This is a genomic window from Micromonospora sp. NPDC005174, from assembly GCF_040608495.1.
Taxonomy (GTDB): Bacteria; Actinomycetota; Actinomycetes; order Mycobacteriales; family Micromonosporaceae; genus Micromonospora.
In genome coordinates this window covers 8,841-21,187 of the sequence record NZ_JBEXIJ010000025.1, presented here as the reverse complement: position 1 = coordinate 21,187, position 12,347 = coordinate 8,841, and the positions used below count along the sequence as shown (strand labels likewise).

Sequence of the window (12,347 nt, the reverse complement as noted above, 5' to 3'; positions counted from 1 at the left end):
GGCGCGCAAGAGGCGGGAGGCGTCATGGCCGGGGCACTTCGGCTTGGTTCGCGGACGTTCGCGCCGGGTGAGCTGGCGGTGATGGCCATCGTCAACCGCACACCGGACTCGTTCTTCGACCGGGGCGCCACCTTCGCCGCGGACAGCGCGCTGCGGGCCGTCGAGCGGGCGGTCGCCGCGGGCGCCGAGATCATCGACATCGGTGGGGTCAAGGCCGGGCCGGGCACCGAGGTGGACGTGGCCGAGGAGATCCGCCGCACGGTGGATACCATCGCCGCCGTACGGGCAGCCTTCCCGCAGGTCGTGATCTCGATCGACACCTGGCGCGCCGAGGTGGCGACGGAGGCCGTGGCGGCCGGCGCGGACCTGCTCAACGACACCTGGTCGGGCGCCGACCCGACGCTCGCCCAGGTCGCGGCGAGCACGGGCGCCGGGCTGGTCTGCTCACACGCCGGCGGGCTCGTCCCCCGGACCCGTCCGCACCGCGCCGCGTTCGACGACGTGGTCGCCGACGTGGTCACGACGGTGACCGGGCTCGCCGAGCGCGCGGTGGCGGCGGGGGTACGCCCCGACGGAATCCTCATCGACCCGGCGCACGACTTCGGCAAGAACACCCGGCACTCGTTGGAGATCACCCGCCGGCTGGACGAGCTGACCGCGACCGGGTGGCCGGTGCTGGTGGCGCTCTCCAACAAGGACTTCATCGGCGAGACGCTCGACCTGCCGGTGGCCGAACGGCTGGAGGGCACGCTCGCCGCCACGGCGGTCTCCGCCTGGCTGGGCGCCCGGGTGTTCCGGGCCCATCAGGTCGGGCCGACCCGTCGGGTGCTGGACATGGTCGCCTCGATCCGCGGCGACCGCCCACCCGTGGCCACCAGACGAGGCTTGGCCTGACCCCACCCGGGGAAATGGGTGGGAGGTCAGGTCCAGCGGAGGATGTTCCTGCGCCAGGCGTAGAGGATGCCGAGGGCGAGCACCGCGACGAACACCGCCATCTCCACCACCGTGACCAGGCCGAAGCCCGGCCGGTCGAAGACCACCGCCCAGGGGAAGAGGAACACCGCCTCGACCGCGAACAGCACGTACAGGTAGGCGTAGACGTAGTAGCGGATCTGCATCTGCGCCCAGTCCGCGCCGACCGGATCGAGCCCGCACTCGTAGCTGGTCCGCTTGCCGAACGGGTCGGCCGGACGGGCCGGACGTAACACCCGGTTGGCCGAGAACGCCGTCACAAAGAACAGGACACTGACGAGCAGCAAGAGCCCGAGCGTCGCGTACGAGCCCAGGTAACCGGTCACGTCCGCAGCCTACCGCCAGCCCCACAGGGACCGTCCCCAACACGTTACAAATTTGTTTCCGGGTGGGACTAGTGCGCCTGGGGCAACTATTAACAAAATTGGACACCTACCCATGTCACCGGAGGACAGATGGCCCGCGTGAAGGTTTCGCCCGATCGCTGGGCCACGGGGCGGCGTTCCACGCACCTGCTGGCGACGTCGCTCGTGCTCGGTTTGCTCACGGCTCTCGCCGTCGCACCGGCGCTCGCCGGCGCCGCGGCGCCGCGCACCGATCCGGTCGCCGCCGTGACGGAGTCGGCACCCGAACTCGACCCGGACCCGGAGAGCTCCGCGCCGCCGGAGCCCACCCCGACCGTGGACGACCCGGGCGATCCGGCGCCCACCGACCCGGCCCCGCCGACCACCGCGCCACCACCGGAGACGACACCGCCGGCACCCCCGCCGACGACCGTGCCGCCGCCACCGGCCACCAGCGCCGCCCCCGCCCCCGGCAATTCCAGCCGGCCCCCGACGCTCGCGCCGCCGGCACCGCCGATCCCCCCGCCCGCGCAGGGCGGCACGCAGGCGCCACCGCCGAGCCCGCTCGGCGTGCAGGTGACCACCGAGGACGTCACCCTCCCGGGGTCGTACTGGAACGCGTCCAGCACGACCACCACCCTGCGGGTCACCGTGGCGAACACCGGCACCTCGGCGCAGCGGGTCCGGCTGTCGTACACCCTGCCGGCCGGGCTGATGGACGCCGGCACGAACGGCTGCGTCGCCGAGGGCGGCGGCGCGTACGGCTGCGGAGCCTGGACGACCGAGGCGGGCACCCGGTTCAGCAGCCTGATCCGGCTGCGCGTCACCGGTGACGCCTGGAAGCGGATGCCGCTCAGCGGCTCGGTGCGGGTCGTCGCGGACGTGCCGGGGATGCCCGGCGAGGTGGCCGACGACCAGGGCTTCGCGGTGCTGTTCCCGCCCGGCCCGCCGGTGCCCGGCATCTCGCTGGCCGCCGACGAGGTCGCGTTCGACATCAGTGGCGCGCAGAGCGCCCTCGCGGTGCGGCTGGGCAACACCGGCACGGTGGACGCCGCCGGCCTGGTGGAGGTGGTCCTGCCGGCGGGAGTGAGCATGGCGACCCCTCCGCCGGGTTGCGTCGCCCTCGACACGTCCCACACCCGGTGCGACGCGGGTCTGCTGTCGGCGGGTGAGACCCGGGAGCTGCGGCTGCCGGTGGAGGCGACACCACAGGCCCAGCGGGAGGCACCCCTGTCCGGGGCGGTGGCCGGTCAGCTCGACCCACGAAACGGCGCGACGCGGCGGATGCAGATGAGTTTCCGCATCACCGCGGCGGCGGCGCTGGCCACGCCGGTCGTCTCGCCGCCCGCGCCGACCGGTTCCCAGGGCGTACTCCCGGCGGGTGCCACCACCGACGACGGCATGACCTCTGTCCAGCGCACCGCGGTCATCCTGGTCGTGGTCTCCGCGCTGCTGGTGGTGCTGGCCCTCACGCTGGCGACCACCTCGTTGCGTCGCCGGTTCGCCGGGCCGACGGCCAGGTCCACGACCCCGCCCACCGACTGACCGATCGATGATCCTGACCGCCGCCGGCCGGGTCGTCGCCGGCTCACCTACGGTGATCTGGATTACGGCGGCCGGGACGAAGCGCCGCATACCGCCGCAATTCTTGCGTTGATCGGGTCTCAGTCGGCGGACCTCCGGGGAGGGTCGGGGGTCCATTCGACGTAGGCTCTCGGTGAGGAACGACAGCGCTTGCGAGCCCGCAGTCGCGAACGAAGGTGGCACAGTGACCAAGCAGATCCGTCAACTCGACCGGGTGGTCATCCGGTTCGCCGGTGACTCCGGCGACGGCATGCAGTTGACCGGCGACCGGTTCACCTCCGAGACGGCGCAGCTCGGCAACGACATCTCCACGCTGCCGAATTTCCCCGCCGAGATCCGGGCCCCCGCCGGGACGCTGCCGGGTGTGTCGAGCTTCCAGGTGCACTTCGCCGACTACGACATCCTGACCCCGGGTGACGCGCCCAACGTGCTCGTGGCGATGAACCCGGCGGCCCTCAAGGCCAACCTGGCCGATCTGCCGCGCGGCGCGGACATCATCGTCAACACCGACGAGTTCACCAAGCGCAACCTGGCGAAGGTCGGCTACCAGAGCAGCCCGCTGGACGACGACTCGCTGGCCGGCTACGTGGTGCACCCGGTGGCGCTGACCTCGATGACGGTCGGCGCGCTGGCCGAGCACCAGGTGTCCAAGAAGGACGCCGAGCGGTCCAAGAACATGTTCGCCCTCGGTCTGCTCTCGTGGATGTACTCCCGGCCGTACGAGTCGACCCTGCGCTTCCTGGAGCGCAAGTTCGCGAAGCGACCGGAGCTGGTCGCCGCAAACGTCGCCGCGTTCAAGGCGGGTTGGAACTTCGGCGAGACAACCGAGGACTTCTCGGTCCGCTACGAGGTCAAGCCGGCCAAGATGCAGCCGGGCACCTACCGCAACATCACCGGCAACGCGGCGCTGTCGCTGGGGCTGGTCGCCGCCGGGGTCCGCTCCGGGCTGCCGGTCTTCCTCGGCGCGTACCCGATCACGCCGGCTTCGGACATCCTGCACGAGCTGAGCAAGCACAAGCGGTTCGGCGTGCTGACCATGCAGGCCGAGGACGAGATCGCCGCGGTGGGCGCGGCGCTGGGCGCCTCCTACGGCGGGTCGCTCGGCGTGACCACCACCAGCGGCCCGGGTGTGGCGCTCAAGAGCGAGACGATCTCCCTCGCGGTGGCGCTGGAGCTGCCCCTGGTGATCGTGGACGTGCAGCGGGCCGGCCCGTCGACCGGCATGCCGACCAAGACCGAGCAGGCCGACCTGAACATGGCGCTGTACGGCCGGCACGGCGAGGCGCCCGTCGCGGTGATCGCGCCCCGGTCACCGTCGGACTGCTTCTTCGCGGCGCTCGAGGCGGCCCGGATCGCGCTTACCTACCGCACGCCGGTGATCCTGCTGTCCGACAACTACGTCGCCAACGGTTCCGAGCCGTGGCTGCTGCCCGACGTGGAGTCGCTTCCCGACCTGCGGGTCGACTTCGCCACCGAGCCCAACGGCGACGACGGCACCACCTTCCTGCCCTATCTGCGTGATCCGGAGACCCTGGCCCGTCCGTGGGCCATCCCCGGCACCGCCGGGCTGGAGCACCGGATCGGCGGCCTGGAGAAGGCCGACAAGACCGGCGACATCTCGTACGACCCGGCGAACCACGACTTCATGGTCCGCACCCGGGCCGCCCGCATCGAGACGATCCCCGTTCCGGACATCGAGGTGGAGGACCCGGACGGCGACGCCCGGGTGCTGGTGCTGGGCTGGGGCTCCACGTACGGGCCGATCGGCGCGGCGTGCCGCGGGGTCCGCCAGCGCGGCCTGTCCATCGCCCAGGCGCACCTGCGGCACCTGGCCCCGATGCCGGCGAACCTCGGCGAGGTGCTGCGCTCCTACGACAAGGTGGTCATCCCGGAGATGAACCTGGGCCAGCTCGCCCACGTCATCCGGGCCCGCTACCTGGTCGACGCGATCAGCTACAACCAGGTCCGCGGTCTGCCGTTCACGGCCGCCGAGCTGGAGACGACGCTGGAAGAGGTCCTGAAGAATGTCTGAGCCCGTCGCCCTCAAGCTCACCGCCAAGGACTTCAAGTCCGACCAGGAGGTGCGCTGGTGCCCCGGCTGCGGTGACTACGCCATCCTGGCGGCCATCCAGCAGTTCATGCCGGAGCTGAACATCCCCCGCGAGCGGACCGTGTTCGTCTCCGGGATCGGCTGCTCGTCGCGGTTCCCGTACTACATGAACACGTACGGCATGCACTCGATCCACGGTCGGGCCCCGGCGATCGCGACCGGCCTCTCGGTGTCCCGGCCGGACCTGTCGGTCTGGGTGGTCACCGGCGACGGCGACGCGCTCTCCATCGGCGGCAACCACCTGATCCACGCGCTGCGGCGCAACGTCAACCTCAAGATCCTGCTGTTCAACAACCGGATCTACGGGTTGACGAAGGGGCAGTACTCGCCCACGTCCGAGGTCGGCAAGGTCACCAAGTCGACGCCGGCCGGTTCCGCGGACGCGCCGTTCAACCCGCTCTCGCTCGCCCTCGGCGCGGAGGCCAGCTTCGTCGGCCGGACCATCGACTCCGACCGCAAGCACCTCCAGTCGGTGCTGCGGGCCGCCGCCGAGCACGAGGGCTCCGCCTTCGTGGAGATCTACCAGAACTGCAACATCTTCAACGACGGGGCGTTCGACCAGCTCAAGGACCCGTCGACCCGGGACGACTACCTGATTCGCCTGGAGCACGGCCAGCCGATCACCTTCGGTGCGGACGGGCGGTTCTGCGTGGTGCACCCGCCGGGCGCGTTCGGCCTGGAGGTCCGGGAGACCAGCTCCGTACGCCCCGAGGAGATCGTCGTGCACGACGCGACGGTGGCCGACCCGGCGTACGCGTTCGCGCTGTCCCGGCTGCCCGGCCTGGACCTGCGCAACACCCCGATCGGGGTGTTCCGTTCGGTGGACCGGCCGTCCTACGACAGCGTGGTGCAGGAGCAGTTGGCGACGGCCAGGGCCACGGTCACCGAGACTCCGGAGCAGCAGCTCGCCGGCCTGCTGGGCAGCGGCGACACCTGGACGATCGTCTGACCTGTCCGACCTGAACGAAAGCGGCCGTCCCACCGGGGCGGCCGCTTCCGTCGTACGGGCGTCGTCTCAGCGCTGGGCCGAGGCCGGCGTCCACAGGTTGTCGATCTCCTTCTGCGCGGCCGCCAGGCTGGCCTCGTGCAGCGGGATCAGCTCGGCCATCGCCGGCACCGTGGGCGCCAGGGTCAGCTCCGCGCTGATGAAGCGCGGCTGCAGGCCGGTCATCGAGAGGCCGTGCGGGAGCCACTGCTCCGCGTGGTCCCAGCCGTGCCGCGGGGTGCCCTCGCCGTAGCCGCCACCCCGGGTGGCCACCACCACGAACTCACGACCGCTGAGCAGGCCCTCCTGGGTCGTCGGGTCGTAGCTGAGGCCGGCGACGATCAGGTGGTCGACCCAGGACTTGACGCTGCTGGGGGCTCCGAAGTTGTAGAGCGGCAGCCCGAGCAGGATCACGTCGGCCCGCTTCACCTCGTCGACCAGGCGCTCGCTGAGCTGCCAGGACTCGCGCTGGGCAGGGGTGTGCTGGTCCGGCGGCGTCATTCGCGCCAGCCCGCCGTCGGAGTCCAGGTGCGGCAGCGGCTCGGCGCCCAGGTCGCGGTAGGTCACCGTGCCGTCGGGGTGCGCCGCACGCCAGGTGGCGGCGGCCCGGGCGGTGAGCTGCCGGCTGACCGACCAGTCGCCCCGAATACTCGAATCGATATGCAGCAGGTTCATGATTCCTCCTCCAAGGATCGTCTGTGTTGCACAAACTATTTATAGCAGGCAGATGTTCCGACGCGTCGGTAGACTGGGTCACATGTCCGCCCTGCCGCTTGATCCCTCGGAGCACCGCTCGGGTGCCCTGCTGGACCACCTGGCGCGGCGGATGCGGCTACGGGCCGAGTCGGTGCTGGCGCCACTGGGGCTGCGACCGCGTCACCTGGTCGCGCTCACGGTGCTGCGGGCGGGCGGCGGCATCAGCCAGCAGGCCCTCGCGAGCACCCTGGAAATGGACAGCACCAACATCGTCGGGCTGCTCAACGACCTCGAAGCGAAGGACCTCGTCGAGCGCAGGCGGTCACCCCAGGACCGGCGACGGCACGTCGTCGAACTGACCGAAGGCGGCACAAAACGCCTCAAAGAGGCAGAATGTGCTCTCGCGGGTGCCGAGGACGAGGTGTTGGGAGCGTTGGAGCCGGCCGAGCGGGAGACGCTCTACGAGTTGCTACGGCGGGCCGCCACCACGACACCGATCAGCTGCACCGAGGCACTGAGCGCCCCTGATCCGGGCGCCTGCTGACGCGCGTACGTCAGACCGTGGCCGTGGACTGCGGACGGTCGTCCCGGACATGCACCAGCATGTCGCCGGTCTCGATCACCGCGCCGGCCTTGTCGGCCAGGGTGACCACCTTGCCGCGCCGCACCAGGGCGATCACCAGTGAGTCCAGCTCGCGCGGTGAGCGACCCACCTCGTCCCGCTCCGCCGAGCGCATCGCCAACGCCATGCCCTGCCCCGGCGTGAGCAGATCCTCCACCACGTCGATCAGCGGCGGCGCCGAGGTCGAGAGACCGAGCAGACGGCCGGCCGTCGCCGACGAGACGATCACGTGGTGCGCGCCGCTCTGCTTGAGCAGCGGGGCGTTCTCCGCCTCCCGCGCCGCCGCGATGATCCGCACCTGCCCGGCGGTGAGCTGCCGGACGGTCAGCGCCACCAGCACCGACGCGTCGTCGCTGTCGGTCGCGATGATCACTGCCTTGGCGTTCTTGACGTGCGCCTCGTTGAGCACCGACGACCTGGTCGCCGACCCCTCGATCGCCACCAACCCGGCCGACGTGGCCTGCCGCAGGGCGACGCTGCTGCGCTCCACCACCACGATCCGCGACCGGTCCAGACCGTTCTCCAACAGTGCGTTGACCGCGCTGCGACCCTTGGTGCCGTAGCCGCAGATGATGACGTGGTCCTTCACGACTCTCCTCCACCGCGACAGGCGACGGCCGGTCCGGTACTGCTCGGTCAGAACTTCCAGGGTGGTGCCGACCAGGATGATCAGGAAGAGCACCCGAGCCGGCGTGACGAACAGGACGTTGACCAGCCGGGCCGACTGCGCGGCCGGGGTGATGTCCCCGTAGCCGGTGGTGGAGAGCGAGACGACCGCGTAGTAGAAGCAGTCGAGCAGGGTGAGGCCGTCCTCGTTGACGTCGCGGTAGCCGTCCCGGTCCAGGTAGACCGCCGCCACCACGGCGAAGACCAGACCCAGGGCGGCCGCGAGCCGGAGGCTCAGCGCGCTCAGTGGGCCCCGGCGCTGCGCGGGAAAATGGATCACCGTCGAACCTGCTCCGCCGCCGTCGCCTGCACGCCCACAACATAGCGGGTACGTCCTACACCGCACGTCGGGGTGGCCGGCGCGCCTGGACGGGACGACCGGCACGGGTGAGAGAGGGCATGATGGGGGTGTTGCACCGGGACGACCGCGAGAGTGAGGCCCCCATGTCGTTGCTGCGACGAGTGATCGGCGGGGTGCTGCGCCGGCTGCGCCAGAGCCAGGGCAGAACGCTGCGCGAGGTGGCCGAGGCGGCCGGTGTCTCCGTGCCCTACCTGTCCGAGGTCGAGCGCGGGCGCAAAGAAGCCTCGTCGGAGATCCTGGCGGCAATCTGCCGGGCGCTCGGCATCCAACTCTCCGATCTGCTCGAAGCGGCGCGCGACGACCTGCGCCGGGTCGAGCGTCGGATCCCCGCCGCACCTCGGGCCGCTCTGGCCCGGCTGGAGCGGGTGCCCTCGCCACGCAACGAGACCGGTGCGGCGTTCCGGATCGGATTCCAGCCGGGTGGGGCGACACCACCCGTGGCCGCCGCCCCGGCCCCCGTTCGGCAGCCGGCCGGGCCGGTGCTGCACCTCGGCGGGCCGATCCTGCACCTCGGCGGGCCGATCCTGCACCTCGTCGGTCCAGCCTCGCCCGTCGGGTCGACCGTCGGAGGAGCGGGGCTGCGGGTCCGGCTGATCGCCTCCGCGCCGGCCGGGCGCCCCGGTCCGCGTACCGTGAAGATGCTGGCCTGCCGCCGGGCCCGAGCGGGCCGGCGGCAGCTGACCCTCGTGTAGGTCGGCCGGGGTTCTGCCCTGGGCGGATCTGCCGCCGGCAGAATCCCTGGTCCGCGACCGCCGCCGCGCGCACCCTTGGAGGTGCCGGTCCACCGGGCGGTCTCGCCGCCCGCCGGCACGGCGAAGGGTGGCGACAGATGATCGGGTACGGCGTACGGATGCTGGACGGCGGGCAACCGACCTTCGGTGACCAGGTGTTCGAGCGGTTGCTGCGCGAGCGGATCGTCTTCCTCGGCACCGAGGTGACCGAGGAGTCGGCCAACCAGATCTGCGCGCAGATCCTGCTGCTCGCGGCCGAGGACGCCGACCGGGACATCTACCTCTACATCAACTCGCCGGGCGGCTCGGTGAGCGCCGGAATGGCGGTCTACGACACGATGCGCTACGTCCGCAACGACGTGGCCACGCTCGCGCTCGGGTTCGCCGGGTCGATGGGGCAGTTCCTGCTCTGCGCCGGCGCTGCCGGCAAGCGGTACGCACTGCCGCACTCCCGGATCATGATGCACCAGCCGTCGGGTGGAATGGGCGGCACCGCCTCGGACATCACCATCCAGGCCGAGAACATGCTGCACGTCAAGCGCACCATGCAGGAGCTGATCGCCCAGCACAGTGGACGAACGCTCGACGAGATCCAGCGCGACTGGGACCGGGACCGCTGGTTCACCGCCGAACAGGCCAGGGAGTACGGGCTCATCGACCGGGTGCTCAGCCGCGCCGAACAACTGCCGACAGACTGACCCCCGGCGATGGCTGTCCCCCCGAGAGTGGATCTCGTTGGTTAGGGTCGCGTCTATGCGCCGACTGATCCCTGCCCTTTCGATTGCCCTCGCCGCCGCCCTCGTGGCCGGCTGCGGCACCACGTCCGGCGACAGCGGAGGGTCCGGCCCCTCCGCCGCCCCCACCACGCCCAAACTCGAACCGGTCGCCGCCGTCCGGCAGGCCATGGACCGCAGCCTGGCCGGCACGGTCACCATGGACGCCTCGGTCAAGGCCGGCACCCAGTCGATCACCCTGACCGGCAAGGTGGACCCCGCCGCCAAGGCGATCCACGTCACCGGCACCGCCCCGGAGCCGATCGAGGCCCGCCTCATCGGCGACGCCGCCTACATCAAGTCGGACGAGCTCGACGGCGACAAGCCCTGGATGAAGATCGACCTCAACAAGCTCCGTCCGGCCAGCTCGCTGCGCCAGTCGTTCGACCTCAAGGCACAGACCGGCATCATCGGCGGCATCGTGACCGCCCAGGAGGTGAGCCCCGGCCGCTACAGCGGCACCGCCGACCTGAACAAGGCCGCCTCGGCCGCCAGCAGCGACGGCGGCATGCGCGAGGGCCTCGAGTCCACCGCCAAGCTGGCGAAGGACCCGAAGACGATCCCCTTCGAGGCGACCGTCGACGCCGACGGCCGGCTCATCGCGCTGTCGTACACGGTTGCCACGAAGAGCGTCGGCGACCTCGTCACCGACATGAAGATGAGCGGCTTCGGCGAGAAGGTCACCGTGACCGCCCCGCCGGCCGCCGACACCGAGGCGGCCTCCGCCGAGATGTACAAGTTCCTCTGACCCCTGCTACAGCGCGGTGCCCTCCGGGACGACCCGGAGGGCACCGCCTTTTCTCGGCTGGCCTCTTCGGCTGGGTGTTCCGCACGCGTAACGTTTCGCGGCGCTGCCCCGTCCCTGAGGTGACAACCACAGGGAGGGTCCATGTTCGCCACATACGTGACAGTCACCATCATCGCCTCGGTGTTCACCGCCATCGCCGCAGTCATCTACCTGATCGGCCACGACTACCCGAAGGCCCAGGCCGACATGAAGCGGGTGCCACACTCCTGGCTGCCCGTGCTGGGCACGCTGCTGGCGGCCGGATCGGTGGGACTGCTGGCCGGATTCGCCGTACCGCTGCTGGGGACACTCGCGGCAGCGGGACTGGTGTTGTACTTCGTCGGGGCGCTGATCGCACACCTGCGCGTGGGGTCACGCAAGCTCGTCGGATGGACGGTCTTCTTCGTCACGGTGCTGGCCGCGCTGATCGTGAACGTGGCCTACCACTGGTGATCGTCGAGGCGCCCTCGCCCTCCTCCGCCTCCGTCACGTCAAGGTCGCCGAGGACGAGGGTGACGGCGTGAGCGTTCACGGAGCGTTCAGGCGGCGGTGCCGGGGGCGCTGCAGTAGGCCGGTGTCACTGCCCGCTATTACGCCCGCGCGATCGATTCCCGCAATGCGGAGCTGGCCGCTCACCTGGACAAGGTCGGACGGGGACGATCGGGCACGGAAGCCACGCACAGACGAGAAATGATCGGTGATCAAGGCTCTGACCTGGTGCCCCCGGCAGGATTCGAACCTGCGACACACGGTTTAGGAAGGCGACAGCGGCAGTCCCACCACTGTGACCGCCGCCTGCGCGCCTGGGATGCCTTCCGGTCCTCCGCGTCAAGATCATTGCACGCACTCTGCACGAAGCGCTGCGGACGCCCGAGGACGGCCGGAGGCCGCCCGCAGGGCGATCCGCAAGTGCGCCTACCCTGTATCGCAAAGATCATGACCAGTGTCTGCCGGCGTCGGTGGTTGCCGCCGGCCCGCTCCATCTTGTCGCCTACCGTCGACCTTGGGCTGGATCCGTCGGCAGGCTTGCCGATACGAATGGGCGCACAAGGCACGGCTTCTTCGTCCCGAACGCCGTTGCGGCGCAACGCCCGTTGCCATCGGCGGTCATCCCGTTTCGTTTGACTCAGCCGCCGCGCCACCCGCTGGCGGGATCTGTCGCTCTCAGGCGACCCGTTCGCTGCCTCCTTGCTGCCCTTGCAGTGGAAGCAGTCGTGGGCATTAGGTCGGAGCGCCTGCCTGCTCAGGGCCGGTGCCACCCTCGGTCGTCGGTCGCATCGAGCGGCCCCGGGCCGAGGGCAGCATTTTGTGGTACTCGTCGTGACGGCCCTGTTTATCTAAGACGGCCGCGAGTCCGTGGCGGGTGTTCAGGGTGTCGGGGTGCTCCGTGCCGAGGACCCGGGTTTGGGTGGCCAGCACATCGCGGTAGGCGGTCTCCGCCTCGTTGTAACGGCCCTGGTTGTCCAAGACGACCGCGAGTCCGTGGCGGGTTTTGAGGGTGTCGGGGTGCTCCGTGCCGAGGACCCGGGTCCGGGTGGCCAGCACATCGCGGTACGCCGTCTCGGCCTCGTCGTAACGGCCCTGGCTGTTCAAAATGAGCGCGAGGTTGTGGCGGGTATGCAGGGTGTCGGGGTGCTCCGTGCCGAGGACCCGGGTCCGGGTGGCCAGCACATCGCGGTACGCCGTCTCGGCCTCGTCGTAACGGCCCTGGCTGTT

At 70.6% G+C, this 12,347-nt stretch carries 13 protein-coding genes; 9 read left to right on the top strand and 4 right to left on the bottom strand.

Features of this window, described 5'->3' with window-relative positions:
- The first annotated feature begins 24 nt into the window (after nucleotides 1-24).
- A complete protein-coding gene (gene folP, locus ABZU91_RS23840) occupies nucleotides 25-894 on the top strand; it encodes a dihydropteroate synthase (protein ID WP_355244386.1) in 870 nt (289 codons plus the stop codon).
- 26 nt (nucleotides 895-920) lie between these two features.
- Here folP and ndhC read toward each other — a convergent pair whose 3' ends face one another.
- Nucleotides 921-1,298, bottom strand: a complete 378-nt coding sequence (ndhC, locus tag ABZU91_RS23835) for an NADH-quinone oxidoreductase subunit A (RefSeq protein ID WP_007455225.1) — start codon at nucleotides 1,296-1,298, stop codon at nucleotides 921-923.
- A gap of 129 nt (nucleotides 1,299-1,427) precedes the next feature.
- On the opposite strand from ndhC, the gene ABZU91_RS23830 reads away from it, so the two are divergent.
- The 3 genes from ABZU91_RS23830 to ABZU91_RS23820 all read left to right on the top strand — a co-directional run bounded on the left by ABZU91_RS23830 (nucleotide 1,428) and on the right by ABZU91_RS23820 (nucleotide 5,959).
- The gene (locus tag ABZU91_RS23830) at nucleotides 1,428-2,861 is read left to right on the top strand and encodes a hypothetical protein (protein WP_355244383.1); all 1,434 of its coding nucleotides are present in this window, start codon (nucleotides 1,428-1,430) and stop codon (nucleotides 2,859-2,861) included.
- Between the two features lie 223 nt (nucleotides 2,862-3,084).
- Nucleotides 3,085-4,932, top strand: a complete 1,848-nt coding sequence (locus ABZU91_RS23825; RefSeq protein ID WP_355244380.1) for a 2-oxoacid:acceptor oxidoreductase subunit alpha — start codon at nucleotides 3,085-3,087, stop codon at nucleotides 4,930-4,932.
- Nucleotides 4,925-5,959: a 2-oxoacid:ferredoxin oxidoreductase subunit beta gene (locus tag ABZU91_RS23820; RefSeq protein ID WP_355244378.1), complete on the top strand. Its 1,035-nt coding sequence runs from the start codon at nucleotides 4,925-4,927 to the stop codon at nucleotides 5,957-5,959. Before ABZU91_RS23825 ends, ABZU91_RS23820 begins: the two co-directional genes overlap by 8 nt.
- 66 nt (nucleotides 5,960-6,025) lie before the next feature.
- Here ABZU91_RS23820 and ABZU91_RS23815 read toward each other — a convergent pair whose 3' ends face one another.
- A complete protein-coding gene (locus ABZU91_RS23815) occupies nucleotides 6,026-6,670 on the bottom strand; it encodes an NAD(P)H-dependent oxidoreductase (RefSeq protein WP_355244375.1) in 645 nt (214 codons plus the stop codon).
- A gap of 82 nt (nucleotides 6,671-6,752) precedes the next feature.
- Here ABZU91_RS23815 and ABZU91_RS23810 point away from each other — a divergent pair, with 82 nt between their 5' ends.
- Nucleotides 6,753-7,235, top strand: a complete 483-nt coding sequence (locus ABZU91_RS23810) for a MarR family winged helix-turn-helix transcriptional regulator (protein WP_355244372.1) — start codon at nucleotides 6,753-6,755, stop codon at nucleotides 7,233-7,235.
- Nucleotides 7,236-7,245: 10 nt separating this feature from the next.
- Here the strand turns inward: ABZU91_RS23810 and ABZU91_RS23805 are convergent, their stop codons facing one another.
- A complete protein-coding gene (locus ABZU91_RS23805) occupies nucleotides 7,246-8,259 on the bottom strand; it encodes a potassium channel family protein (protein WP_355244369.1) in 1,014 nt (337 codons plus the stop codon).
- 164 nt (nucleotides 8,260-8,423) lie between these two features.
- Here ABZU91_RS23805 and ABZU91_RS23800 point away from each other — a divergent pair, with 164 nt between their 5' ends.
- The 4 genes from ABZU91_RS23800 to ABZU91_RS23785 all read left to right on the top strand — a co-directional run bounded on the left by ABZU91_RS23800 (nucleotide 8,424) and on the right by ABZU91_RS23785 (nucleotide 11,084).
- Nucleotides 8,424-9,032 (top strand): helix-turn-helix transcriptional regulator, encoded by a 609-nt coding sequence (locus tag ABZU91_RS23800; protein ID WP_355244366.1) that lies wholly within the window; start codon nucleotides 8,424-8,426, stop codon nucleotides 9,030-9,032.
- Between the two features lie 137 nt (nucleotides 9,033-9,169).
- Nucleotides 9,170-9,769: an ATP-dependent Clp protease proteolytic subunit gene (locus ABZU91_RS23795; RefSeq protein WP_355244363.1), complete on the top strand. Its 600-nt coding sequence runs from the start codon at nucleotides 9,170-9,172 to the stop codon at nucleotides 9,767-9,769.
- Between the two features lie 55 nt (nucleotides 9,770-9,824).
- Nucleotides 9,825-10,592, top strand: a complete 768-nt coding sequence (locus ABZU91_RS23790; RefSeq protein ID WP_355244360.1) for a hypothetical protein — start codon at nucleotides 9,825-9,827, stop codon at nucleotides 10,590-10,592.
- A 141-nt stretch (nucleotides 10,593-10,733) separates the two neighbouring features.
- On the top strand, nucleotides 10,734-11,084 hold the full coding sequence (locus tag ABZU91_RS23785; protein ID WP_355244357.1) for a DoxX family protein: 351 nt from the start codon (nucleotides 10,734-10,736) through the stop codon (nucleotides 11,082-11,084).
- Between the two features lie 768 nt (nucleotides 11,085-11,852).
- Here the strand turns inward: ABZU91_RS23785 and ABZU91_RS23780 are convergent.
- Nucleotides 11,853-12,347, bottom strand: a 495-nt coding sequence (locus tag ABZU91_RS23780) for a tetratricopeptide repeat-containing protein (RefSeq protein WP_355244354.1), incomplete at its 5' end; no start/stop codon positions are given.

Excerpts from the sequence above, each read along its gene's own strand:
- ABZU91_RS23785 (WP_355244357.1), top strand. The coding sequence starts at position 10,734 with ATGTTCGCCACATACGTGACAGTCACCATCATCGCCTCGGTGTTCACC.
- ABZU91_RS23810 (WP_355244372.1), top strand. The coding sequence starts at position 6,753 with ATGTCCGCCCTGCCGCTTGATCCCTCGGAGCACCGCTCGGGTGCCCTG.
- ABZU91_RS23820 (WP_355244378.1), top strand. The coding sequence starts at position 4,925 with ATGTCTGAGCCCGTCGCCCTCAAGCTCACCGCCAAGGACTTCAAGTCC.
- ABZU91_RS23815 (WP_355244375.1), bottom strand. The coding sequence starts at position 6,670 with ATGAACCTGCTGCATATCGATTCGAGTATTCGGGGCGACTGGTCGGTC.
- ABZU91_RS23830 (WP_355244383.1), top strand. The coding sequence starts at position 1,428 with ATGGCCCGCGTGAAGGTTTCGCCCGATCGCTGGGCCACGGGGCGGCGT.
- folP (WP_355244386.1), top strand. The coding sequence starts at position 25 with ATGGCCGGGGCACTTCGGCTTGGTTCGCGGACGTTCGCGCCGGGTGAG.
- ABZU91_RS23790 (WP_355244360.1), top strand. The coding sequence starts at position 9,825 with ATGCGCCGACTGATCCCTGCCCTTTCGATTGCCCTCGCCGCCGCCCTC.
- ABZU91_RS23800 (WP_355244366.1), top strand. The coding sequence starts at position 8,424 with ATGTCGTTGCTGCGACGAGTGATCGGCGGGGTGCTGCGCCGGCTGCGC.
- ABZU91_RS23795 (WP_355244363.1), top strand. The coding sequence starts at position 9,170 with ATGATCGGGTACGGCGTACGGATGCTGGACGGCGGGCAACCGACCTTC.